A 22,455-nucleotide genomic window follows, 5' to 3' on the forward strand; every position below is an offset into this window, starting at 1 on the left:
GCCGCGCCTCATCCGGCCGCACCCCCGCTGGCACCGCGCGCCAGCGCCAGCACCGCCCAGGTGGCCAGCCCCAGCAGGAAGGACAGCGCCGCCGCCACCGCCAGGTTCGCCTGAAGCGTGAACTCCGTGTAGATCACCATTGGCAGCACATCGATGCGCGAGGCCAGCGCGAAGGCCGTGCCGAAGGCGCCGGTCGCCGTGGCGAAGCAGATGGCGCCGGCCGCCGTCAGCGCCGGCGCCAGGCCCGGCAGCAGCACGTCCCGCAGCACGCCGAAGGGCGAGGCGCCGAGCGAACGCGCCGCCTCCTCCAGCCTGGGGTCCAGCTTCTCGGCGGCCGCGATCACCGTCAGCAGCGTGCGCGGGATGGAGAAGTAGACATAGCCCAGCAGCAGCCCGGCCATGGAATAGGCGAAGACGATGCGCTCGCCGCCCAGCGCCATCGAGATCTCGGCCACCAGCCCCTGCCGCCCCGCCAGCATGATGACCAGATAGCCCACCACCACGCCGGGAAAGGCGAGCGGCAGCGTCATCAAAGCCAGCAGCGTGCCGCGCCCCGGGAAGCGGTTGCGCGCGAGGAACAGCCCCACGGCGGTGGCGATGCCCAGCGTGATGACGGTGGTCAGCGCCGCCACCAGCAGGGTCACGCCCAGGCTGCGCAGGTAGCGCGGCTCGGTCAGGATGGTGGTGTAGCCGCCCGCGCCGCCCGCGATGGCGAGCTGCGCGAGCGGGATGAGGAAGAAGGCGCCGAACACCGCCAGCGCGGGCGCGAGCAGCAGCGCCGCGCGCAGGCGGTCCGGCATCAGCCCACCTCGCGCTGGTAGCGGTCGGCCAGCATCCGCACCGCGCCCGCCAAGCGCCGCACGTCGAGCGGCGTGGCGCGGGCGTAGTCCTCCGCCGGCAGGAAGCGGGCGGCGGCCTGCTCGGGCATCAGCTCCGGGAAGACCGGGCGCAGGAAGGCGCCGGCCCAGTGGCGCTGGCCCTCGTCCGACAGCAGGAAGTCCAGCATGCGCTTGCCGTTGTCGGGGTTGGGGCCGTTGGCCACCAGGCCCATGACATAGGGCAGGGTCTGCGTGCCCTCGGTGGGTATGACGAAGCGCGTGGGCGCGCCGTCGCTGTATTGCGCGCGATAGGCGTTGAAGTCGTAGTCGAGCAGGATGGGGATTTCGCCCGAGAGCACGCGCGCATAGGCCGTCTGCATGGGCACGATGGGCTGGTTGGCGCGCAGGCGGCGGAAGAAATCCATCGCCGGGTCGAAATTGTCGTAGCTGCCGCCGAGTGCCAGGTTCACCGCCACCACGCCCACCTGGCCCACCGCGGCCGAGGTCGGGTTCAGGTAGCCCACCATGCCGCGATAGGTGGGGTTCAGCAGGTCACGCCAGCTTTGCGGCACGGGCTTGTTGCCCAGCGCGCGCGTGTTCACGAAGAGGCCGAGCGTGCCGGAATGGATGGTGAACCAGTAGCCATCCTCGTCCTTGAGGCCCTCGGGGATGCGGTCGAAACGCTCGGGCTTGTAGGGGGCCAGCACGCCGGCTTCGCGCGCCTGGGGGCCCACCTGGCCGCCCAGATAGACCACGTCGGCCACGGGGCGCGCGCGCTCGGCCAGCAGCGCGGCCAGCGACTGGCCGGAATTCTTGTTGTCGGGCGGCACGGTCAGGCCGAGGCGCGATTGCAGCAGGCGCAGCATGCCACCCCAGTCGGCCCATTCGGGCGGGCAGTTGTAGCACACGGCGCGCGCGGCCTGGGCCAGGGCGGGCGAGGCGAGGGGCAGCCCGGCGGCGAGGCCGGACAGCAGGATCTGGCGGCGGTTCATGGATGTGTCTCCGGAAAGGGTTTCAGGCCGCGGCCACGGGCCGGGCGTAGAGATGCGGCAGGCGCGAAAGGTCGTTCAGCGCCAGCCGCTCGGGCAGCAGCAGGCGGCTGTCATGCGTGCCGTCCTCGTGCAGCAGGTGTTCCACCAGGCCGATCAGCTTGCTGCCGATGCTGGGCTGGCGGTCCTCGCCCACGATGAAGGAAAGGGGCGGCGCCCAGATCTGCCGCAGCCCGTCCGGCGCGTGGTCACGCCATTGGTGGATGTGTCCTGAGGCCACGAAGCGCGGCGGCGTGGCGCCGAAGGCGGCCACCAGCGCGGTGCGCGCGGGTTGCAGCACGGGCCAGTAATCCACCACCGTGTCGTCCAGCCGGTGCTGGCAGAGTGGCTTGTGCAGGAACAGCGCCGTGGCGCGCCCCGCTGCCCCGGCCACCGCCGCATGGAGCGCCGCCTCCTGCGCCGCCTCCTCCGGCAGGCCGGAGCCCATGGTCTGGGTGTTCAACCCGATGAGGCGCCAGCCCGGCACATCCTCCACGAAATGGTCGGCGCCCAGCACCGCGCGCCAGCGCGCCATGCGCGTGGCATCGGTCGGCTGGTGGCCGCCCAGCACGGGGTAGTCACCCACATCATGATTGCCGGGCAGTGCAAGCCACGGCGCCGGCAGCCGGGCGAGCTGTTCGGCGGCGAAGCGCAGATCCGCCTCCTGGTCCGCGCCGTCGAGCGAAAGATCGCCGGTCACGATCACGAGGTCGGGCGGGCTCTCGCTCATCCACTCCAGCAGCCTTTCGTAGTTGGACTGGAAATGGGTGTGGACGGGCGAGAGATGGGTGTCGCTGATCTGAAGGATGCGCGTCGTCATGGCTCAGCTCCGCCGCGGCAGAAGGCGGCGCACCTCGGCGGCCATGTCGGCCAGCGCGACCTCGGGCGTGGCCGTCAGCTCGATCACGCGCGCGGTGTTGTTGGTCATGGCCTGGGTGATGCGCACGCCGTTCGAACCCGGGAAGGCGAACCAGGGCGCCATGCGGCCCATCTGCGTCACCGCCGCGCGGAAGAGCGGGTTCTGGCGGTAGAAATCCCCCAGCCAGCGCGGATCATCAATGGCGATCTGGTTGCAGGGGACGTAGCCGCTGTTCATCACCATCAGCGCCTGGCCCTGCGGGCTGGTGGCGAAGCGCAGGAACTTCCAGGCGGCCTCGCGCTTCGCGGGGTCGCGCGCCGTCAGCATGCCGGCCGCGCCGCCCGTGGCCAGCGTGCCATTGGCCACGCCGGGGATGATGGGCAGCGGGTAGGTGCGGAAGTCGAAGGACTGGCCGACGGACTGGATGAAGTTCCGCACCACCGCGGTGGTCCAGTAGAAGGCGCCCAGGCGGCCGGCGGAGAAGGCCTGGGAGGCGCTGTTGGAATTCAGCGCGGGCATCTGCGTTTCGCGCACGAAACGCTCATGCAGGCGCAGGGTGCGCAGCCCTTCCTCGCCCTGGAAGGCGATGTCGGTTTCGCCCGGCGTCATCATCGCGCCGCCATGGGCGAGGACGAGGGTCTGGAACATCCACTCGCTCCAGGCGAACCACATGCCGTCCGGCCCGCCCGCGCGTTCCTTCACCGCGGCGGCGAGGCGGATATGGCCGTCCCAGTCGGTGGGCAGGTTGTCCGGATCGAAGCCCGCGCGGCGGCAGAGATCGGCATTGAGGAAGGTGATGGCCGTGGAGGCCGCATAGGCCAGCCCCGCCTGGTAGTTGTTGAAGCGGCCGAGGCTGAGCAGCCCGTCGGTGTAGCCCTGGCTCTGCGGGCTGCCCTCGCGCGTGATGAAGGGCATCAAATCCTGCGCGATACCGCGCTCGGCGAAGACGCGCAGCAGGTTCAGCCCCTGGAAGGAGAGGTCGGGCAGCTGGTTCGTGGCCGCCTGGCGCAGGATGTGCTGCGTGCCCTCCGGATAGCCGGGCGAGGTGACGTAGGTGATGCGGATGTTCGGCTCGACGCGCGCGAAGGCCTCGGTGATGGCGTCGTAGGAGGGCTTGAAGATGAAGGGCTGGGCGTAGTGGACGGTGATGTCCACCGGCGCCTGGCCCAGCGCCAGCGAGGGCAGGGCGAGCGATCCGGGCAGCGCCAGCGCGGCGCGGCGGGTGAGGCGATGGGTCATGGCGTGATGTCTCCTGTCAGCCCTTGAGGCCGGTGGTCGCGATGCCTTCCACGAAGCGCCGCTGCGCGAAGAGGAAGGCGAGGACGAGGGGGGCCGTCATGATCACGGAGGCGGCCATCAGCGCGCCGAAATCATCGCCGGCCTCTTCCGAGCGGAAGGTCAGCACGCCAAGGGCCGGCGTCGCGCGCTCCGCCCCCGTCACGACGATCAGCGGCCAGAACAGGTCGTTCCAATGCGCCACGACCGAGAAGATGGCGAAGGCCGTGGCCGCCGGCAGGGCGTTGGGCAGGATGACGCGCCAGACGATGGACAGCTCGTTCATCCCATCGATGCGCGCGGCGTGGATCAGCTCATCCGGCAACGCCTTGAAGAATTGCCGGAAGAGGAAGATGGCAAAGACGGAGATGACCGAGGGCGTGATCAGCGCCGTGTAGGTGTTCAGCAGGCCGAGCCAGGAGAAGCCCACATAGAGCGGCAGCGCCGGCACATGGTAGGGCACGAGCAGCCCCAGCATCACCAGGCCGAACAGCCAGTCGCGCCCCGGGAAGTGCAGCTTGGCCAGCGCGTAGCCGGCCGGCACGGCGAAGAGGAGCTGGAAAAACAGGATGCCCGCGCAGACCACCACCCCGTTCCAGAGATAGGTCAGCACCGGCACGTTCTCGAAGACGCGGGCGTAGTTCCGCAGCGTGCCGCCCGTCTCCGGCAGGAGGTTGAGCGAGGCGCGGAAGATCTCGTCCAGCGGCTTCAGCGAGGCCGAGATCATCCAGATATAGGGCATCAGGAAGAGCAGCCCGAGTGCCGCCAGGAAGGCGAAGCGCAGCACGGCGGGCCAGGGGTTCGCGCGCGGCTCAGCCATAATGCACCCGCTTGTCCAGCACCCGGGTCTGCAGCAGCATCAGCCCCAGCACGATGACGAGGAACACCAGCGTGATCGCCGCCGAATAGCCCAGGCGGAAGAAGGTGAAGCCTTCGGTGTACATGGTGTAGAGCAGCACCTCCGACGCCCGGTTCGGCCCGCCCTGGGTCAGCACCGCGACACTGTCGAAGACCCGCACGGAGCGGATCATGGTGATGGTGACCACGAACAGCGTGGTGGGGCCGAGCAGCGGCCAGGTGACCAGGCGGAAGCGTTCCCAGGCCGAGGTCACGCCATCCACCTCGGCCGCCTGGTGCAGCTCGCGCGGGATGGCGGTGAGGCCGGCCAGGAAGAGCACCAGGTTGAAGCCGATGGCTTCCCAGATGCCGATGAAGGCGAGGCTGAGCAGCACCGTGTCGGAGGAGGTCAGCCAGGCCGGGCCGGCGAGGCCGATCTGCGCCAGCGCCGCGTTCAGCGGCCCGATGGTCGGGTGCAGCAGGTATTGCCAGGCGGTCGCCATCGCCACGGGCAGCGAGACCACGGGCAGGAAGAACACCGCGCGGAACAGGGCGCGGCCGCGCGTGGCGGCCTCGATCAGCAGGGCGAGGCCCAGCGCGCCCGCGATGGAAACGGGGGCCACGATGCCCACATAGACGAGGGTGTTGCGCAGCGAGATGCGGAAGCCCCGGTCGCCCAGCAATTCCTGGAAATTGCCCAGGCCGATCCAGTTCAGCGCCGGCGCGCCCAGCTCATAATCGGTGAAGGCCAGCAGCACGGCCGCCAGCGTGGGCAGCAGCAGCAGCAACAGGTAGGACAGCACGGCCGGCAGGCAGAGCATCCAGCCCGCCCAGCCCTCGCCACGCGCCGCGACAAACGGGCGCGCGCGTACCACCGCCTCAGACATGCGCGGCTTCCAGCACCCTTGCGGCGCGGCGGCGGCCATCGGCGCCGAAGACCAGCGCGCGGTGCGCGGCGAAGCCCAGGCGGAAGGGGCCCTCGGGGGCCGTGGCACCAGGCGGCAGGCGCAGCGTGATCGGCGTGCCCAGGCCCGCATGGCGCGCATGCAGCAGGGTGCATTCGCCCAGGAATTCCAGATGCTCGGCCACCACCGAGAGGGGGCCGGCGGGGTCGGGGCGGAGGTCCTCGGGGCGCAGCGCCAGCGTGGCCTCGCCCATGCCGCCCTCCGCGCGAAGATCCATCGCGGCGCCGGCCACCGTCACCAGCCCGTCGGCCCGGATTTCCGCCGGCAGCGTGTTGATGCGCGGCGAGCCGATGAAGGTGGCCACCCGCAAATCGGCGGGGTCGGTGTAGATGCGCGCGGGCGTGTCCACCTGCAGGATCTCGCCCGCCTGCATGACGGCGACGCGGTCCGCCATGGTCAGCGCCTCGGACTGGTCATGCGTCACGTAGAGGGTGGTGGCGCCGACGCGGCGGTGGATGTCCACGATCTCGCGCCGGGTCTGCACGCGCAGCGCGGCGTCGAGGTTGGACAGCGGCTCGTCCATCAGGAACGCCTTGGGGCTGCGGACGATCGCCCTGGCAAGTGCCACGCGCTGCCGCTGCCCGCCCGAAAGCTGCGCCGGGCGGCGGCCCAGCATGGCGCCCAGCCCCAGCGCCTCGGCGGCTGCCGCCGCATCGGCGGCGATGCCGGCGCGGGCGGTGCGCGCGCCTGGCCAGAACCGCCCCATCAGCGGCAGGCGCTGCCAGGTGGACAGCCGCCGCATGGTGAGCGGCACGGCGATGTTCTCCCCCACGGTGAGATGCGGGTAGAGCGCGTAGGATTGGAACACCATGGCGACATCGCGGTCGGCGGCGCGCAGCCCGCCCACCTCGCGCCCGCCGATGACGACGCTGCCCGCATCCTGCCGCTCGATGCCGGCCACGATGCGCATCAGCGTGGTCTTGCCGCAGCCGGAGGGGCCCACCAGGGCCAGGAATTCGCCGGGCGCCACCGAGATCGAGACGTCGCGCAGCGCCTGCACCTCGCCAAAGCGTTTCCGCACGCCGCTGATGACGATCCCTGCCATGCCCGTCTTGTGCCTTCCCCGACCGCCTGGGCGCGCAGGCCCCTGTGGCGTGGCGCGTCAATGTCGTTCGGGCAGGGGGTTAGCGAAGCCGTGCTGCAAGCGGGTGTCAGACTTGTGAAGCTTCTGTGCCGATGCGGGCGGCAAGGCATCCACCTTTTGTGCCTGCCGGCCTCGGCGGTGGCTTTGGCGCCTGATTCCGCCCGTCTGGCTCAGATCCGGTTGGAGAAGGCCTGCCCCGGGAAGGACATCGTATCGGCAAGGTCGGATACGAGTGAGGAAAGGCGGGGAGCGCGCTGGGGAGTTGGTTCTCCAACGCACGGGGGGTTATCAATGTCTTCGAGACGGGCTGGCGGAGGGAGTGCACCCGGATTCGAACCGTCGCCGACCTGTTGCCTTGGAGAGCCGCTGTCAGGTCTGCGACCAAGCACGTGACCGGCGCGCAGGCGCAATGAGTTGGGATGCTGCTGGACCTCGCGTACCCTTGAAGGCGCCCCCAAAATATGCTCTTGAGGTTCTAGGCTCTTGAAGGCATATCTTGGTGGCCGCCTGGGAAGTCGAGTTCCACGATCGGTTCGAGGCCGAATTCGACGAATGGCCAGAGGCTGTTCGGGAGGAACTTCTGGCGCAGGCGGGGCTGCTGGCCGCGTTTGGTCCATCTCTCGGGCGGCCTCATGCGGATACGCTCGACGGCTCGGCCTACGCGAACATAAAGGAGCTTCGGTTTGCGGCCGCCGATGGTGTGTGGCGGGTAGCTTTCGCTTTTGATCCAAACCGGCGGGCAATCCTGCTCGTGGGGGGCGACAAGTCCGGCGGGTCGGAGAAGCGATTTTACAGGTCGCTCATCCGGCGCGCCGACGAGCGCTTTGCGGAGCACTTGGCTTCTCTGAAGCCGCCAAAGAAATCGAGGTAAGGCGATGGGCAAGTCACTCGGAATGAAGATCGCGGAGCTCTCGCCCGACGCTCAGCGGCGCGTCAGCGAGCGAACCGCGGAACTCGTGAGCCAGGAGCTCGCAATCCGGGACCTCCGCAAGGCCATGGCGAAGACTCAGGTCCAGATCGCCCGTAAGCTTGATGTCGGGCAGGTCGCGGTGTCGCGTATCGAGAAGCGCAGCGATCTGATGATCTCTACGCTGCGCGGCTATCTGCGGGCGATGGGTGCCGACCTTGAGCTGCGCGCTGTGTTCAAGGACCGCCCGCCGGTGAAGCTCGCTGGCTTTTCGGAGCTCGGCCAATTACCCACCAAGCCCGTTGCCAAGCCGTCTAGGTCGTCGGGGCCCACGACACCAAAGCGGCAGAGCACGCGTCAGCAGAGCACGCGTCAAATGAGGCGTGTCCCCGTCGAAGCCTAGCCAAGACTGGCTCTTCTGATGAGCGGCGCGCAGGCTGCCGGGAGGGGTTCCAGAACCCTTTCGACGCGGCGGATGCGTAGGCACAGTTGATCGCCGCCGGACTCGGCGGCGCTGGCTGCGGGGCTCTATTCGAACTGACCGCGAGGGTCGCTCCGGGCATGGGGCAAGAGATCGTAACTTTGGAGATTGGCCATGTCCAAGAAGTACTGAGATTTCCGCCTGGGCTCTTCACGCAGCCACATCGCCAGTTCCGACTGCGTGAGCTTGAGCCATTCCGGAAAATCAGCAGGGCTCGTGAATTTTCCCTCTATGAATCCAGACAGCGACTGAATGTAGATGGCGCGACCGACGCCAGGAAAGACATAGATGTTCTTCTCAGGGCCGACCTGAAGGCGCTTTTCGATGAGTTTATACCCGATCGTTAGGATGGTCTGGTCTTCTGGGAATTTGTCGTCAGGAAGAAACCAGTTTAGGATTTCCCTTCTTCGGTCGTTATCGTCGCTGCCATGATAGGCGCCCAGACCCATATTGCAGATAGTGCAGCATGGAACCAATCTGCATGATCCGAAATGATCGCGGATCTGCCTTTTCGTGACGAGTTCACCGCCTGCGAATCTGTGCAGAACATAGACCGGTGGTTGATGATCATACTTGCCGTCGTTCGGCATCCCGCAATAAATGCACCTGTCCCCTTCGACTTTGTCGTAGACGCGCGTAAAGCGTTCTTCAGCGTCCTTCCTGCGGTATCGATGTTTCGCGCGGAGCATATTCAAGTACGCGACAGGCTTCGACGAACATGAAACGCTGGCGGACCACCTGGCCGGTGCGCAAAGGTGAAGCCAGACGGAGCTCCTACGGCGCGGACTGGCCGCCGCCGAAGACCACCGAGGCCAGGGTCAGGGCGCGCCGAACAGGGACGCTTGTCCATCACCGGCCATCGTAAGCTTATACCTCGTCGGCTTGACTTGCTTCTGGATCCGCCGCTCGGCGACTCCGCGTTTCAGCCAAGCCGCAACCTGCGCCTTCTCCAAAGCCAGGCTGGCAGCGATCTCCTCAGTCGGCATCGCCGTACCCGCTGTCAACTCGCCCAGGCGCTGCAGGAATAGCGCGTAGAAGTCCGGTGCGGCCCCGGCTCCGTTCGGCTTGGCGGACCACCTGGCCGGTGCGCAAAGCTGAAGCCAGACGGCGCTCGTGCGGCGCAGACCGGCCGCCGCCGAAGACCACCGAGGCCAGGGTCAAGGCGCGCCGAACAGGGACGCTTGGCCATAGCGGGGCATCGCAAGCTTATACCTCGGCGGCTTGAGTTGTTTCTGGATCCGCCCCTCGGCGACGCCGCGCTTGAGCCAAGCCGCAACCTGCGCCTTCTCCAAAGCTAGGCTGGCAGCGATCTCCTCACTCGGCATCGCCTTACCGGCCGTCAGCTCGCCCAGGCGCTGCACGAATAGCGCGTAGAAGTCCGGTGCGCCCCCGGGTTCGCTAGGCTGTCCCGGAGACTCGGCTGCGTCGTCTGCCCGCTGGCCTCTGCCGGTTACCGCGTCATCCTCCGCCGCTGGCGTCGCCTCGCCAGCTGAGTTGTTCGCGGCTTTGGACGCCGCTAGCAGTGCATCGATGTTCGGTTCTCCTGTCTCTGCTTTGCGCCCTATCGGCCGAGCGCCTGCATTTTGAAGGCGCGCGGCAATGTGCGAGTTCGCCTCATAGCGGATGTAAAAGACCGGCACTTCTCCAAGCGACGCAGCCAACCCGCTGCTGAGCCAATCCGGATCGGGGTCGGAAATAAGTACACCGGCCGCTCTAGCACGAAGAAAGCTCATCGCTTGGACGAAGAGTTGACGACTCCAGCTTTCGCTTGGAGCCGCGAGGGATAGTGTTGTCACCATCGAGCTGGATTTACTCGTAGCGGCGTCAAAAATCTTCTGTCTCGTCAGCGGGCCGAACGGCAAGATCATAACGACCGGCACCCCCTCCTGCCGGAAGGCTTCTGCCACCTGCTCTGTCGCGCGAGTCGCGTGGACAAGCGCGACGGTGGCGGCGTCGGGTGCCTGACAAAGCTGTCGCGCGACCGCGCGCAGCGCGGCCTGCTCACGATCAGATGGTGATCTCGCTGGCATTAAGGCGATCCACTTGCCAGACAGTGCGCGCATGTCGCCTCTGTAAGAGGCGCGAGTAGGCTTCCCGTTGGCACACGGCAACGCGGTCAGCGGCCCATACTCAAAGCCCAAATTGCGCAGCGCTCGGATTTCGTCAGGTGTCGGTTCGGCTTGAGCCTTGGCTTCTGCGGTGTGCGAGTCTGCGGGTTCGAAAACGAGGATACGAGCCTCGATGTCGGACAGCCTTTCCTTGATCATCGATGACACGCGTGTCCAGTCGAGACCGCCGTTCCCACAGCCTAAAGCCGGTAATGCGACCGTGATGGGACCATGCGGCTTGAGGTACTCGCGGAGCGCGTCGAGGCCAGCCTCTATGTCTTCGTAGCGCGACTGCTCGCGCCAGTCCCGCTTTGTGGGGAAGTTGATCACCCAGTCGCCGGAAAGATTTCGCCATACATGAAGCTTGCCTGGCTTCACAGCACCACTGCGGCAAGCTCGTTGGTAATCCTTAAACATGTCTGGAAAACGTTGCTTGAACGCCAGCGCGACCCCGGCTCCCATAACGCCCTTGCAGTTCACAGTGTTCACGCGGGCGTCGGCCGCCATCGTGAACATGTCTCCCCGGGTGAACTCGATCATCGTAAGAGCCTTACAGCCCATCCGGGAAGTTTGCTTTCACGCTGAGCGTCTTGGGGCCAGACGCCGAAGCATGATGCGGATCATGGCCATGCGCACGAAGGCGGCAGCGATACGGCAGTGGCGCTCGAAATCGCGGGCCAGCCGTCGGTTGCGGCTGATCCAGCCGATGGTGCGCTCCACGATCCAGCGCTTCGGCAGCACGACGAATTTGTGCCTGTCGCAGCGGCGGACGATCTCCATCTTCCACAATCCGGTGCGGGCAACGACAGCAGCCATCTTCGGCCCCCCATAGCCCGCATCGCCGATGATGCGCTCGACAAAGGGGAACAGCCTGCGCGCCTGGCGCAGCAGCGGCTCGGCGCCGTCGCGGTCTTGCACGCTGGCTGGGTGAACAACCACACCGAGCAGCAAGCCCAGCGTATCGGTCAGCAGGTGACGCTTGCGGCCGACGATCTTCTTGCCCGCGTCATAGCCGGACGGATCAAGCGTAGAGCCCCCTTTTGCGCCGCCTTTGCCGTCTGGCTGTCGATGATCGCCGTCGTAGGGCTGGCCTCACGGCCTGCCTGCTCGCGCACCGCGACAAAGAGCACGTGGTGCAGGCGCTCGATGGTCCCTTCCCACTCCCAGCGCGAGAAGTAGTCCCACACCGTGCTCTTCGGCGGCAGGTCCTTCGGCAGCGCGCTCCACTGGCAGCCGGTCGAGAGCACATAGAACACCGCGTTCAGCACCTCGCGCACATCCACCCTGCGCGGCCTGCCTCCGTGCTTCGCGGGTCGGATCAGCGGCGCCACCAGCGCCCATTCCGCATCCGTCAGGTCAGAGGGGTAACGCAGCCCGCGCCGATCCGCCGCACGTCGATGCTCCGCCGTCCACGCCATCCGTCTGCTCCCGCGAACCGTCCGTAGGACCAGAGAATCACATCCGATTCAGACGATTCAATTCCTTTCCGGATGGGCTCTAAAGCAGATATTCTCTATCGCGACTTTCAGGCATTCACAGAAGAATTTCTGCAAAAAAAACGATCTGCGGTCGAGGGTATGGTCCTAACTCACTCCCTCATATCTGCCGCAAACGGCGCAAATCCGATCCCTGGGTTAAATGTCGCGGTAGATCTTGGGAATGTTGTAAAAATGCTTGATCGCGTGGCTACGGCTTACAACCTCGATATCATTGCGGCAACCGTAGTTCCTGGCTCGCCGCCAGCTTGGCTCTTAGCGGCACGGAACCTTGTCAAATTGCTGGCGTCTGAAGGAGCCCTGCTTCTTCTCAAGGCAGCTGGAACTCCCGCCATCATGCAGCAGGTCGGAAAGTATATTCCCGTCTTTGGGATGCTGGTTTCTGCGGGCCTTGGCTTCCTGATCGTGCGCTCGGTTGGCCTGAAGTATGTTGAGGAGTGTCACGAGGCCGCGGCGGGATATCTCAGGGACAGCTTGAAGGCGGGCTAAGCATACTCCGTCCCCGCCTGCTGGTTCTTCAGCACGGTGGTCATCATGCGCGTCGCCGTCGCGTTGAAGGCCGCGCGGAACTCGAAGGTCGCCTCGACGCCAGCCGGCCCGTCGATCGGCGTCTTCGCCAGCGCCAGGTAGACCTCATGCAGCGTGAAGGTGAGGCTGCGGTTGGCGTCGATGGTGAACGCAAAGCCGAACTCCGCTGCCGTGCCGTTCTGCGCCTGCGTCAGCAGCGTGGTATCGGCGAAGCGAGCGGTGATCTGGCCGGTGGCGCGCGCGATGCCGGGATCCGCGCCCTCGATCTTGCGGTCGGCGCGGATGGTGCGCACCGCCTCCACGGTGTTCGAGTAAGCGAGGCGCGCGCCGGTGACCTGCGCCAGCGCCGAGCCAGCGCGGCTTATCGAGCCCTGCGCCTTGTTGAAGGCGGTGTAGGCGGCCGAGACCGGCGTGCCGCCCGAGGACGAGCCCGAGCGCGTCGAGCCCTGGGCGATCAGCTTGATCGTGGCCGTCGCCGGCCCGGTCGGCGAGAAGTCGATCTCCAGCGCGTCCGCACGGACCCCAGCGCAGACGTCGTAGCTCGGCACGTCGGGGTAGCCAATTTCGATCGCCTGCGAGGGCAGCGTCGCCGCGCCGGAGCCGAAAGTGTGTGTGAAGTTCGGGTTGGTGCCGGTGGTGGTCGGCGCGCCGAGCAGCAGGCGCAGCCAATGCCCGATGTTGATCAGGTCCACCGGCACGACGACGTCGCCCTCGACGGTGACCGTGTCGAAGAACGGCGCGGCGGGATCGCGATTGCCGCCGAGGCCGATGACGTCCGCATCCAGCAGCGGCTGCTCGGCGCCGAGGTTGCAGGAGAGAAAGGGCACGCGCCGCCAGTTGCCGCCTGGTGCGGTGCCATAGGTGTCCTCGGGGATCATGAGCAGGCGCGAGTTCGCGCCGATGGCACGGGGCATGGGGCGTCTCCGGGAGCGGGATCAGGCCAGCGGTGAGCCGGCGACGGTGAAGGACAGCGTGACGGGGACGGAGGCGGCGCGCGCCGCGGCAGCGCCTTCGGCCTCGGCATCGTCGAAGGAGGGCGCGCCGGGCTGCGCCCACTCGACCGCGCCGCCGAGGGTGCGGTCGCCAGCGATGGCGGCGGCGATGTCGACCAGCAGCGCGTCGAGCAGCGCGCCCGTGCTCGCGACGACCTCGACCTCGGCGCGGTGCTCGACCGCCCAGGCGAGCGGCGAGAGGATCGGGGTCTCCTCCAGCGTCTCGCCGTCGCGGACCACCACGAGCCCACCGGCGGGCAGGCGCTGCGGGACGGTCTCGTTGCGGAGGACCTTCGGGGCGGGGTTCCGCACGGCCAGGGCGGCACCCAGGCGTGCGGACAGGGCGGCCAGGGCTGTCTCGCGGACACTCACCCGGACCTCCCCGCTTCGGCTTTCCAGGCCGCCACGAAGCGCCGCGGCAGGCGCCGCAGAGCGCGGAGCGATGCCCCGCGCACGTCGAGGCGCTTGGCCAGCTTCACCTGTGGCAGCAGCAGGAACATCGGCACCATCCCCTGTTCGAGTAGGCCGCGGGCCCAGGCCTCGCGGCCCTTCCGGTTCGCGGTGCCGACCTCGGCGACGCCGCCGGCGATGAGGCGGGTGCGCCGGCGCCGGCCCGTTGCCGTGCCCTGGCGCAGCGGCAGGCACCAGACGAAGCCCCGCCCCGAGCGGAACGGCCGGAGGAAGCCCTGGCCGGAGGCGACCATCTGAGCCGGCGTGACGCGCAGCCCCTTGTCGCCCCGGCCGCGCCAGCCGCGGGCCGCGTTGAAGCCGGTGGCGATCGCCAGGAACCGCCCCCCGCCCTTCGGCCGGATCAGCGCCCCGCGCTCGAAGGCGTCGATCACCAGCGGGGTCTTGCTCCAGACCAGGCCGGCGGCGCGCATCGACACGCCGGTCCGCGGGAAGACCTGCGAGCGCCAGGCATTGGCGATGCCGCGCGCCTTGCCGCCGAGCGAGCCCGTGACCTGGCCGCGGAGCTCCCCCTTGAGCGCGTCGGTCTCGGCGCGCACGGCGCGGGAGGCGGCGCGCTCACCGGCGCGGACCTCCTCCGTGAGCGCCTTGCGGAGGTCACCGACGATGGCGGAGAGGCGCATCGCCTACCGCCGGCAGAGCACGCGCCAGGCGACGCCGGCGGCATCCCGCTCGGCGCTGTCCACCGTCAGCAGGTCCGCGCCGATGGCGAAGGTATCGCCCGCCTCGATCGCCGCCAGCAGGGCGATGCTGACGGTCAGCACATCGGTCGCGCGCAGCATCGGCGTGTCGAAGGCGTCCACCACGCGATCGGGGCTGGAGCGCAGGACGCGGAGGGGCACGGGCGCGCCGGTACCTGCGGCGCGGTAGGTCGCCTCGACGCCCAAGTTCGGGTCGGCGGCGAGCACCGCCAGTGCATCGTCGAACACGCCCATCCCGGTTCAGCCGAGCCCGAGCCAGGAGGCGAGCTTCGCGCCGACCGCCGCGCCGACGATGCCGCCGGCTGCCGCCGCACCGGTGGCCGGGACCGCCGGCGACACGGCCGGAGCGCCGCCCGCCGCCAGCGACAGCCGCGCCGTGAGACCCGCCATCGCCTTGACCAGCTCGGTCACGGTGCGGGTGAGCTCGCGCATGTCCTTGTCGCCCTCCGCCAGGCGCCGCTCGATCTCGGTCAGGCGGGTGACGATGGTGCCGAGTTCGCGGTCGTGGTCCGTCATCGGGCGACCTCCCGCTGCCGCTGCAGCCGCTGATGGATGGTCCAGGCCGCGACGCCGATCACCGCGGCGGCGACGCCCCAGGGGCCGAGCGCCCGCAGCACCGCGGCCAGCCCCTCGGCATGCGGCGCGAGCGTTGTGACGGCGTCGACCACCGCCGCGGCCGTGACGCCGGCGACCACCGAGCCCGCCGCAGCACGGACCGTCCCGCTGTGGGCGAGGCCGGGCTGGACCAAGCCCGCCATTCGCAGGCCCTCTGCGATCGTCTCCGGCGCGTAGGGCATGCCGCCGAGCTCATGGCGGATGATCGCCTCCACCAGCCCGCGCATCGTCGCCGCGTCGTGCAGGTCGACGGGATCGTCGAGCGCGACGCCGAGCCGCGCGGCCACCGCCGCCTGGTAGGCGCGGGTGTCGTTCTCGCTGCTCGGCGCCCAGCGCGCGACGATGCCGCGGACCGTGCGCAGCCCATGCCGGTCCTGGTAGCTCTGCAGCAGCAGGGCCAGCGCGCGGATGCCGTGCTGGTGTGAGCGGAAGCGGCAGAAGCGCCCGTCCGAAGGCGGATCGACGAGCCCGAGCCACTTGTTCGTGGCCACGTGCTCGATGTTGCCGGGGTTGCGGTTGCGGTAGCCCCGGCTGGCCTTGGGATCCATGGTCACGCCCCCGAGGCCGGCACGCGGGCCAGCATGACGCGGACCGTGGCGTCGGCAGCGAGGGCGGCGACGGTGACGACGCCGACCTGGAAGTTGCCCGTCGCGGTGGTGGTCAGGCGACGGTTGGTATTGTCCCAGAAGACGCGCGTCCCGGCGGCCATGGCCTGGGTCGGATCCTTGGTGAGCTCGAACTCGCCGCGGGTCTCGCACTCGACGGTGGCGTTCTGCGCGGCGTCGGCCGCGGCCACGCCGAAGAAGGCGCCGACCAGCATGCCCTGGCCGGAGAGGACGCCGCCGGCATAGGGCACGACCATGGGGACGGAGCGGGCGTCGGGACGGATGCAGTTGCGCATGGGGATGGGGTCTCCAGAAACGCAGAAGCCGCCCGGGTGGGCGGCCTCTGCATCGGTGCACGAGGGGTGGTTGGGCGGTCAGGTGCCCGGATTGAACCAGGCGCCGCGCCAGTCGATGGCGCCGACACCGAAGTCGAAGATCACGCTGACTTCGATCCCGTCCGCGCCCTGGACCGGTCCGGTGGTGACCTGCGGCCCCTCCGCCCCGTTCAGGTAGCCATAGACGTAGACCGGCGCGCTCAGCGGGTCGGAGAAGAGGTACCAGCGGTTCGCCCCGATGAGCGGCTCGACGAGCGGCTGCACGAAGCCCGCGAAGACGTTCGCGTTGCCGATCTGGTTGGCGGCGACGCTGATGGTGAGCTGCCGCGCCGCGAGCTCCTGGCTCGGGCCCACCAGCAGCCGCATGGTGCTGCCGATCGAGATGGGCAGGCCGTCCAGCGTCTTCTGGCGCATGATCGCCGCGCGGCCGACGGCGAGGTTCGGCAGGTCGAGGGCGGAGCCCGCGCCGGCCTTGTTCGCGCGCCCCGCGCCCGTACCGAACACGGTGGCGTTGCCGCTGGTGAGCGTCGGGCCGTCGCCATTGCCGCTGTTCAGCAGCTGGTAGGCCGTCGCGTTCTCGAACTCGGCGACGCGGCGGCCGATCGCCGCGGCGAAGTCGGTGAAGGCGCCGAGGTCGTCGTTCACCAGCATCGGTCGCGTCACGCGGATGCGCCGCGCGAAGGTCTGCAGGACGACGATCTCCTGGCCCTCGGACATGGTGCCGACCTGGATCTCACCGTTCTCCAGCAGCGGCAGAAGGGTCGGGAAGTCGCCGATGCGCAGGTGCCGGTGCGGCTTGAAGTCGCGGAAGTCGCGGCGGAGGAAGATCTGCCGGTAGGTCGGCTGCGCCGGCGCGTAGGCGGCGAGCAGCATCTTGTTGGCGGCGGCCGAGAGCAGCGCCGGGAAGTCGGAGCTGGTGTGGAAGGCGCGCTCGGCGAGGAGCGTCGGGTTGCGCGGCGGATTGCGATCGCCCCGGCGCGCGAGGAGCTCGCGCAGCATGTCGGAGGGGCGCCAGCCCATGAACTCGGCGTGGCGGCCAGCGCCGGGGCCGGTGCTGGGCGGCTGGTAGCCCGGCATGGAGCGGGCGGCGAGCGCCTCGGCCATGGCGTCGAGCAGCTGCGCCGGGTCATCGTGGCCGGGGCCGCTCTCCGGGCGGGCCGGGAGCGTGGGGCGGGCCGTCTGCGCCTGGGTGAAGGCCTCCCACAGCCGGGCGCGCAGCACCTCGGGGCTGGCGCGATCGCGCATCGCGGCCTGGCGCAGCGCGTCGATGGTGTCGGCGGGGAGCAGGCCGCGCGCCGCGGCGAGCACCGGCTCGTAGCTGGCGATGCGTTCGGCGACGGCGCGCTCGGCCTCGGCGCGGATCGCGTCGAGGTCGATCGGCGGGGCGGCCGGCGCGTGCGCGGCGCGGGTGGGCTCGGGCGGCGGGGCGCTCGGCGTAGTGGTCACGGGATTCTCCTGGGGCGGCGTGGACGGCGCGGCGGAGGGCGGCGCCGCGGGCGGGGCAGCCGGGGTCTCCGGCGTCGTCTCGGGCATGATGGGTTCCTCGTCAGGCAGGGCGGGTTCGATCGCCGGCGCGGGGAGGCCCTGCTCCCCCTGCGCGCGGACCGCCGCATCCCGATCCACCGGGACCGGCACGACGGAGATCTCGAAGGGCTCCCAATCCACCGCGCGGTGGACGGTCTCGCCGGTCGCGGCGTCGGGCCGCGGCTCGTAGCGGTGAACGCGGTAGCCGACGCTCACCGCGCGCAACGTGCCGTCGGCGATGCGCTGCCAGACCGGCTCCACGTCGGCGGCGGTGCTGAACTGCAGCGTGGCGTAGCCGCGGCCGCGCTCGAGGCGGGCAGCGGTGACGCGCCCGAGCACGTCGCGGGCGTCGCCGCGCCGGTGGGTGTTCAGCACCGGGGCCTGGCCCGAGCGGAGCGCCTCCATGCGCACCGCGTTCGGCGACATCTCCAACTCCTCGGTGATCAGGCCGAGGGCGGGGACGAAGTTGCGGGCGCGGGCGCCGGTCGACCACACCACCTCGACGGTGCGCGCAGCACGATCGACGGTGGCCGGGGCCGCCAGCGCGCGCTGCGCCACGATCGGCATGGCAGGGTCATCCGGCGCGGGGTCGCCCCCGCCCGGTTCGGTCGTCTCAGTCATGCTGGATTCCTGGCGGCCGCCGCCGCTACGGCGCGGCGTAGCCCTGCGCGTTGACGTAGACCTGCGCGCCGGTGGTCAGGCAGGCGAAGTTCACCGCCGTCGCCGCCGTGCCGCGCAGCGGGGTCGGGAAGGTGATGTCCACCGGGGTCGCCATCGCCGCCGGCAGCAGCTGCCGCCAGATCACCGTTGCCCCGTCCTTGATCACCACCTCCGTCGCGACGGTCGCATGCGCGTTCCGCAGGTCGATCGAGGTCACGTAGTTCCGAATGCCCGCCGCGGCTGCCGCCTTGAGCACCACGTCGGTGGTGTTGACGATCCCGCCCGCGGCGCCGGCGTACTGCCAATCCGCCTCCGGGATCGAGAAGGGCTTGTTCACCAGCGCGCCGATCAGCGTCGCGAGCAGGTCGATGCCGCGGCCGGTGGTCACCGCCGTCGGGTTGGCCGATAGCCCAGTCGCGACCAGCACCGGCAGCGCGCCGTTCGTGTTGCGCGCCTGGCCGCCCACCGCCGTCAGCGTCGGCGCGATGCTGCTCAGCACGTTGACCCCGAGCCCCTGGCCGGCGACCGACTGGCCGCGCCCTGCGGTGATCTCGGTGGTGAGCTCGGCGTAGTCCGCGATGGTGACGAACTGCACCTTCACGTCGGTGCTCGAGGCCGGCGCCAGGTTGCGCGAGACCGAGGCCCAGCCGGTGTTGAGGTAGGCGCCGGAGAAGGTCGAGCCGACGAGGTCGAAGCTGTTCGCGTCGATGACCGTGATCGTGAAGGTGCCGTTCGCCCCGGGCACGCCGGAGACGTCGGCGACCGTGACCATGTCGTTCGTCGCGAAGCCATGCGCGGCCCGGGTGATCCGCACCAGGCCGGAGCCGTTGTTGGCGACCGCCGAGATGCCGTTGATGAACTGCCGGTTCCGCACCCGGATCCGGAAGCGGTAGAGCGCATTCGGCTCCGGGATCTGCTGGTGGCGGACATAGGAGTTCGAGCGCGCCGCCGTGGTGTCGATCTGCCTTCCGTGGAACCAGCACTCGTCGTTGGTCGGCTCGATCTCCAGCACCGACCAGCCGGTGGGGACGGTGGTCGGGATCGGCGAGCCCGAGGAACTCGCCAACCGTGGCGCGCCCTCGCTCTGCACCTCATAATTCGCGAGCGTCGGGCTGGTGCCGTCGAGCCGCCAGGCGGCGGCGCTGCGGCCGTCGGGCTGGGCGGAGGTCGGATCGACCGAGACCAGCTCGAGCCAGACCGACTGGCCAGCGATGCGCTGGCTCAGGTTCACCGCCACCATGACGCGCAGCGGGATGGTGAAGGCGGTGCGGCTCGTCAGCACCAGCTCGTCGTCGAGGGTCGTGCCGGTCGAGATGGTGACGGTGCCGTCGGCGACCGCGAGCGCCATGCCGCTGCCGCTGGCGGCGACGTCCCAGCGGGCCGGGTTGATCTCGGTCCCGTTGAAGCTGTCGCGGAACTTCTTCTGCATGCTCTTGATCTTGAGCATGTCGTCCGTCCAGTCATAGGCGCCGGCGATCATCGGGGCTCTCCTGCAGCAGGCGCGGCGGCGCCGGTGGCGGCGATCTCGACGGCGGCCATCTGCGCGGCGTCCTGGGCGGCACCGGACTTCGCGACGCGACGCGGATCGGTGTCGAGCGAGATGCCCGCTTCGTCGAGCAGCGCATTGGCCTCGCGGATCATCTCCACCGCGGCCCGAAAATCGTAGCCGAAGGCACCGGCGGCCTCGGGCTGCGGCACGAAGCCGGCGCGGACCTGGGCGATGAGGGCGGTGGTGTCCTTCAGCGGATCGATCATCTCGTGTGCCGGTGGGACGTGGCTGACACCGTCCGGCATCTCCGTACCCCAGAGCCCGAGCAGCGCGCCCTGGGCGTGGAAGCGGTCGGCGATGGGTCGCACCAGCATCGGGATCAGCATCCCGTACTGGACTTGCTCGCAGAGCCGGCGGAACTCGATCTTGCCGGCGCGGAGCGACGAGTAGTTCGCCTGCGTCAGGTCGCCGGAGACCTGGTCGTAAGTCAGGCCCGCGCCGACGGCGGCGGCTTCGAGCGCGCGGCGGGCAAAAGCGGCGTGCGAACCGCCGCCCGAGGGGTTCACCACCTCCACCGAGCCCATGCCACGACGGTAGAGGATCATCCCCGGCTCGAAGCTCTCCACCGTCCGGCCCTGGGCATCGCGGAGCAGGCCGGCGGCGGCGCCCGTCAGCGCCTCATCGCCCTCCTCGGTGACGACCGCCGCCAGGCACGCCTCGATCTTCGCCTTCATCAGCAGCGCCGCCTCGTAGTCGCCGAGGTCACGCAGCCGAAGGAGGATGGGCGCGAGCCAGGAGACGTCGCGCAGCTGGCCCGGTCGGCGCTTGCGGTAGACGTGCAACACATCGCCGGCCGGGATGCGCTCGCTGCTGAGCCAGGTCGCGCCCGGCAGGATCCAGGCCGCGCCGGGATGCACCCTGTGTAGCCAGTAGCCGACCGGCTCTCCCGCTTCGCCAAGGGCGATGCCCTGGATGGTCTGCGCGCCACTGACCGTCCCGTTTCGCGCCGTGTCGAGGTGGTCGCTCTCCAGCACCTGCAGGCGCAAGCCGATCGGGTTCGTCAGCGACGTAGCTGTCATCAGGAAGCGAACGAAGCACTCGCCGCTCTCGACGACGGCGCGCATGACCAGCGCCTGCAGCCCGTAGAGGTCGAGCCGGCCCTCGGCGTCGCAGGCCGTGCTCTCCGCCCAACGCCGCCACGCATCGGCATGGAGCGCATCCGGCCAGCGGGTCGTGATGCCCGCGCCCACCGCATTGCCGGTCCAGAGGTCGACGATGCGGCTGGCGTAGGGGTCGTTGCGGACGGCATCCCGCGCGCGGCGCGCCACCGTCGCCGCGGCCATGCCAACCTCGGCCGTGGCGCTGCCCCCGGACGGGGCCCAGGCAGAGGCGCGCTGGTCCTGCGCCGCCGCATAGCCCCGCAGCGCGTTCCACGCGTCTCGTAGCCGCCCCATCACCTGGTTCCCTCGCGGGAGAAGCTGGCCAGCGTCACGGACGGGCGGCGGGCCGCCGTCATCTCCGCCCCGCGCAGCACCGCCAGCGCGCGGCCGAGCTCATCCAGGCTGCGGTACTCCACCGTCCGCCCGTCGAAAGTCACGCGCGTGGTGCCCCCCGTGTAGGCTGCCGCCAGTGCAGCTGCGCGGCTGCCGGCCGGCTGCGCCAGCGCCCACGCCAAGACGAGTGGAGTCATGCAATCCTCGACCTTGCCAGTTCTCAGGCAGCAACCGGCGCCGTAGTCTATTGCGCAATCCGACTGAGGACCGGCGCCTTGGCTTCATTCTTGTGCAAGTTCAATGGAAGGCTTTGTCCCGATGGGCTTGCTGTGCCGACCGCAGCATCCCAGTGGGAGGGAGGAACCATCAATGTTCCTCGGCCCCATCGCACCACAGACGCGGACGCCACCGAGATTCCCGAGATGAGGGTTGGCGACACGCTCTATCTCTGGGTGCACGAACGCGAGCCCGGAAGCCATGGTAGGGGCCTCACCGCGAAGGCAAGAGCTGCCGAGATTTCAGCAGACGGTCCGAGCGATCTCAACGTGCGGATCACGCAGGTTCGTCTCATCAGGCCGCCGGTGTCGTACGAGCAGATCAGAGACGCGGGCTCGGGCCGATCGGAAGTCGGTGATCGATTGAGCTACGCGTTGCGGCAAACCATGCACATCCTGCCGCTTCACGTTGATGAGTGGGAACGCCATTACCGTCACTTCGCCCTCGCTGTTCACGAGCGGAACGCGGCGTCGGCCCTGCAACAGCATCGCCAGGAGCAGCGCCAAGAACTGCTCGACCGGTTCCGAAAGGCATTAGCTCGGCCCTCACAAGGGGCGTTTCGAACAGCTGTTCTCCAGGACCATGACTTTCGCTGCGCTATCACGGGAGAGAGCACGCAGCAGGTACTTGAGGCAGCTCACGTGCTACCGTATGCGGCACATCCGGCTCACAGGACCAATCCGCTGAATGGAATCGCGCTGCGCGCGGATCTGCACCGCCTCTTCGATGCTGGTCTGCTGAGCGTTTCCGACGGACGCGTTGTCCTCTGCAAGACCCTTGATCGCAGTCACTACCAGCCGCTGCACGGCAGCAGACTGACCACGAAGGCGCACCCGGATTATTTGCGTGAGCATCACGAGGCTGCCCTGTTGGCGCAAACGGAAGGGCGCCGAGCTACATCGCGGCGCTAG

At 69.1% G+C, this 22,455-nt stretch carries 25 protein-coding genes; 4 read left to right on the plus strand and 21 right to left on the minus strand.

What is annotated here, in order from left to right:
• Positions 1-8: 8 nt before the first annotated feature.
• The 7 genes from ICW72_RS02150 to ICW72_RS02180 are packed head-to-tail and all read right to left on the minus strand — an operon-like array spanning position 9 to position 6,827.
• Positions 9-800: an ABC transporter permease gene (locus tag ICW72_RS02150; RefSeq protein ID WP_191084729.1), complete on the minus strand. Its 792-nt coding sequence runs from the start codon at positions 798-800 to the stop codon at positions 9-11.
• Positions 800-1,810 (minus strand): extracellular solute-binding protein, encoded by a 1,011-nt coding sequence (locus ICW72_RS02155; RefSeq protein WP_191084730.1) that lies wholly within the window; start codon positions 1,808-1,810, stop codon positions 800-802. The genes ICW72_RS02150 and ICW72_RS02155 overlap by 1 nt, the downstream gene beginning before the upstream one ends.
• Before the next feature lie 22 nt (positions 1,811-1,832).
• Positions 1,833-2,666, minus strand: a complete 834-nt coding sequence (locus ICW72_RS02160) for a metallophosphoesterase family protein (protein WP_191084731.1) — start codon at positions 2,664-2,666, stop codon at positions 1,833-1,835.
• 3 nt (positions 2,667-2,669) lie between these two features.
• On the minus strand, positions 2,670-3,944 hold the full coding sequence (locus ICW72_RS02165; RefSeq protein WP_191084732.1) for an extracellular solute-binding protein: 1,275 nt from the start codon (positions 3,942-3,944) through the stop codon (positions 2,670-2,672).
• 16 nt (positions 3,945-3,960) lie between these two features.
• Positions 3,961-4,800: a carbohydrate ABC transporter permease gene (locus ICW72_RS02170; RefSeq protein WP_191084733.1), complete on the minus strand. Its 840-nt coding sequence runs from the start codon at positions 4,798-4,800 to the stop codon at positions 3,961-3,963.
• Positions 4,793-5,704, minus strand: a complete 912-nt coding sequence (locus ICW72_RS02175) for a carbohydrate ABC transporter permease (RefSeq protein WP_191084734.1) — start codon at positions 5,702-5,704, stop codon at positions 4,793-4,795. The genes ICW72_RS02170 and ICW72_RS02175 overlap by 8 nt, the downstream gene beginning before the upstream one ends.
• Positions 5,697-6,827 carry an ABC transporter ATP-binding protein gene (locus ICW72_RS02180; protein ID WP_191084735.1) on the minus strand — a complete coding sequence of 377 codons (1,131 nt, stop codon included), beginning with the start codon at positions 6,825-6,827 and terminating at the stop codon, positions 5,697-5,699. The genes ICW72_RS02175 and ICW72_RS02180 overlap by 8 nt, the downstream gene beginning before the upstream one ends.
• Before the next feature lie 538 nt (positions 6,828-7,365).
• Here ICW72_RS02180 and ICW72_RS02185 point away from each other — a divergent pair.
• Positions 7,366-7,737 carry a type II toxin-antitoxin system RelE/ParE family toxin gene (locus ICW72_RS02185; protein WP_191086080.1) on the plus strand — a complete coding sequence of 124 codons (372 nt, stop codon included), beginning with the start codon at positions 7,366-7,368 and terminating at the stop codon, positions 7,735-7,737.
• Between the two features lie 4 nt (positions 7,738-7,741).
• Positions 7,742-8,176 (plus strand): helix-turn-helix domain-containing protein, encoded by a 435-nt coding sequence (locus ICW72_RS02190; protein WP_191084736.1) that lies wholly within the window; start codon positions 7,742-7,744, stop codon positions 8,174-8,176.
• A 125-nt stretch (positions 8,177-8,301) separates the two neighbouring features.
• Here the strand turns inward: ICW72_RS02190 and ICW72_RS02195 are convergent, their stop codons facing one another.
• The 3 genes from ICW72_RS02195 to ICW72_RS02205 form a co-directional block, all read right to left on the minus strand.
• Positions 8,302-8,844 carry a hypothetical protein gene (locus tag ICW72_RS02195; RefSeq protein WP_191084737.1) on the minus strand — a complete coding sequence of 181 codons (543 nt, stop codon included), beginning with the start codon at positions 8,842-8,844 and terminating at the stop codon, positions 8,302-8,304.
• 567 nt (positions 8,845-9,411) lie between these two features.
• Entirely contained in the window at positions 9,412-10,902 is a 1,491-nt protein-coding gene (locus tag ICW72_RS02200; RefSeq protein ID WP_191084738.1) for a macro domain-containing protein, read from the minus strand.
• A gap of 36 nt (positions 10,903-10,938) precedes the next feature.
• Positions 10,939-11,780 (minus strand): IS5 family transposase gene (locus tag ICW72_RS02205; RefSeq protein WP_408639218.1). Its coding sequence is split into 2 segments (ribosomal slippage): positions 10,939-11,399 and positions 11,399-11,780, totalling 843 coding nucleotides; the frame shifts between segments, so codons are not numbered across the junction.
• A 72-nt stretch (positions 11,781-11,852) separates the two neighbouring features.
• Here ICW72_RS02205 and ICW72_RS02210 point away from each other — a divergent pair.
• Complete coding sequence (locus ICW72_RS02210) at positions 11,853-12,347, plus strand: hypothetical protein (protein WP_191084739.1); 495 nt, start codon at positions 11,853-11,855, stop codon at positions 12,345-12,347.
• On the opposite strand, the gene ICW72_RS02215 is transcribed toward ICW72_RS02210, so the two are convergent.
• From ICW72_RS02215 to ICW72_RS02265, 11 genes are all read right to left on the minus strand, one after another.
• Positions 12,344-13,300 (minus strand): phage tail tube protein, encoded by a 957-nt coding sequence (locus ICW72_RS02215; protein WP_191084740.1) that lies wholly within the window; start codon positions 13,298-13,300, stop codon positions 12,344-12,346. The genes ICW72_RS02210 and ICW72_RS02215 overlap by 4 nt on opposite strands.
• Positions 13,301-13,321: 21 nt before the next feature.
• Positions 13,322-13,750, minus strand: a complete 429-nt coding sequence (locus tag ICW72_RS02220) for a hypothetical protein (RefSeq protein ID WP_191084741.1) — start codon at positions 13,748-13,750, stop codon at positions 13,322-13,324.
• Positions 13,747-14,469 (minus strand): DUF6441 family protein, encoded by a 723-nt coding sequence (locus tag ICW72_RS02225; RefSeq protein ID WP_191084742.1) that lies wholly within the window; start codon positions 14,467-14,469, stop codon positions 13,747-13,749. The genes ICW72_RS02220 and ICW72_RS02225 overlap by 4 nt, the downstream gene beginning before the upstream one ends.
• Before the next feature lie 3 nt (positions 14,470-14,472).
• Entirely contained in the window at positions 14,473-14,781 is a 309-nt protein-coding gene (locus ICW72_RS02230; RefSeq protein ID WP_191084743.1) for a head-tail joining protein, read from the minus strand.
• 6 nt (positions 14,782-14,787) lie between these two features.
• Positions 14,788-15,063: a hypothetical protein gene (locus ICW72_RS02235; RefSeq protein WP_191084744.1), complete on the minus strand. Its 276-nt coding sequence runs from the start codon at positions 15,061-15,063 to the stop codon at positions 14,788-14,790.
• Positions 15,060-15,710, minus strand: a complete 651-nt coding sequence (locus ICW72_RS02240; protein WP_223880756.1) for a structural protein — start codon at positions 15,708-15,710, stop codon at positions 15,060-15,062. Before ICW72_RS02240 ends, ICW72_RS02235 begins: the two co-directional genes overlap by 4 nt.
• Before the next feature lie 2 nt (positions 15,711-15,712).
• Entirely contained in the window at positions 15,713-16,063 is a 351-nt protein-coding gene (locus ICW72_RS02245; RefSeq protein ID WP_191084745.1) for a DUF2190 family protein, read from the minus strand.
• 78 nt (positions 16,064-16,141) lie between these two features.
• Positions 16,142-18,247 carry a prohead protease/major capsid protein fusion protein gene (locus tag ICW72_RS02250; RefSeq protein WP_191084746.1) on the minus strand — a complete coding sequence of 702 codons (2,106 nt, stop codon included), beginning with the start codon at positions 18,245-18,247 and terminating at the stop codon, positions 16,142-16,144.
• A 25-nt stretch (positions 18,248-18,272) separates the two neighbouring features.
• Positions 18,273-19,766 carry a ubiquitin-activating E1 FCCH domain-containing protein gene (locus tag ICW72_RS02255; protein ID WP_191084747.1) on the minus strand — a complete coding sequence of 498 codons (1,494 nt, stop codon included), beginning with the start codon at positions 19,764-19,766 and terminating at the stop codon, positions 18,273-18,275.
• The gene (locus ICW72_RS02260; protein ID WP_191084748.1) at positions 19,763-21,229 is read right to left on the minus strand and encodes a phage portal protein; all 1,467 of its coding nucleotides are present in this window, start codon (positions 21,227-21,229) and stop codon (positions 19,763-19,765) included. Before ICW72_RS02260 ends, ICW72_RS02255 begins: the two co-directional genes overlap by 4 nt.
• Positions 21,229-21,465: a phage head-tail joining protein gene (locus ICW72_RS02265; protein WP_191084749.1), complete on the minus strand. Its 237-nt coding sequence runs from the start codon at positions 21,463-21,465 to the stop codon at positions 21,229-21,231. The genes ICW72_RS02260 and ICW72_RS02265 overlap by 1 nt, the downstream gene beginning before the upstream one ends.
• A gap of 78 nt (positions 21,466-21,543) precedes the next feature.
• Between ICW72_RS02265 and ICW72_RS02270 the strand changes: the two genes are divergently transcribed.
• On the plus strand, positions 21,544-22,455 hold the full coding sequence (locus tag ICW72_RS02270) for an HNH endonuclease (RefSeq protein ID WP_191084750.1): 912 nt from the start codon (positions 21,544-21,546) through the stop codon (positions 22,453-22,455).

It is taken from the genome of Roseococcus microcysteis, from assembly GCF_014764365.1.
Taxonomy (GTDB): domain Bacteria; phylum Pseudomonadota; class Alphaproteobacteria; order Acetobacterales; family Acetobacteraceae; genus Roseococcus; species Roseococcus microcysteis.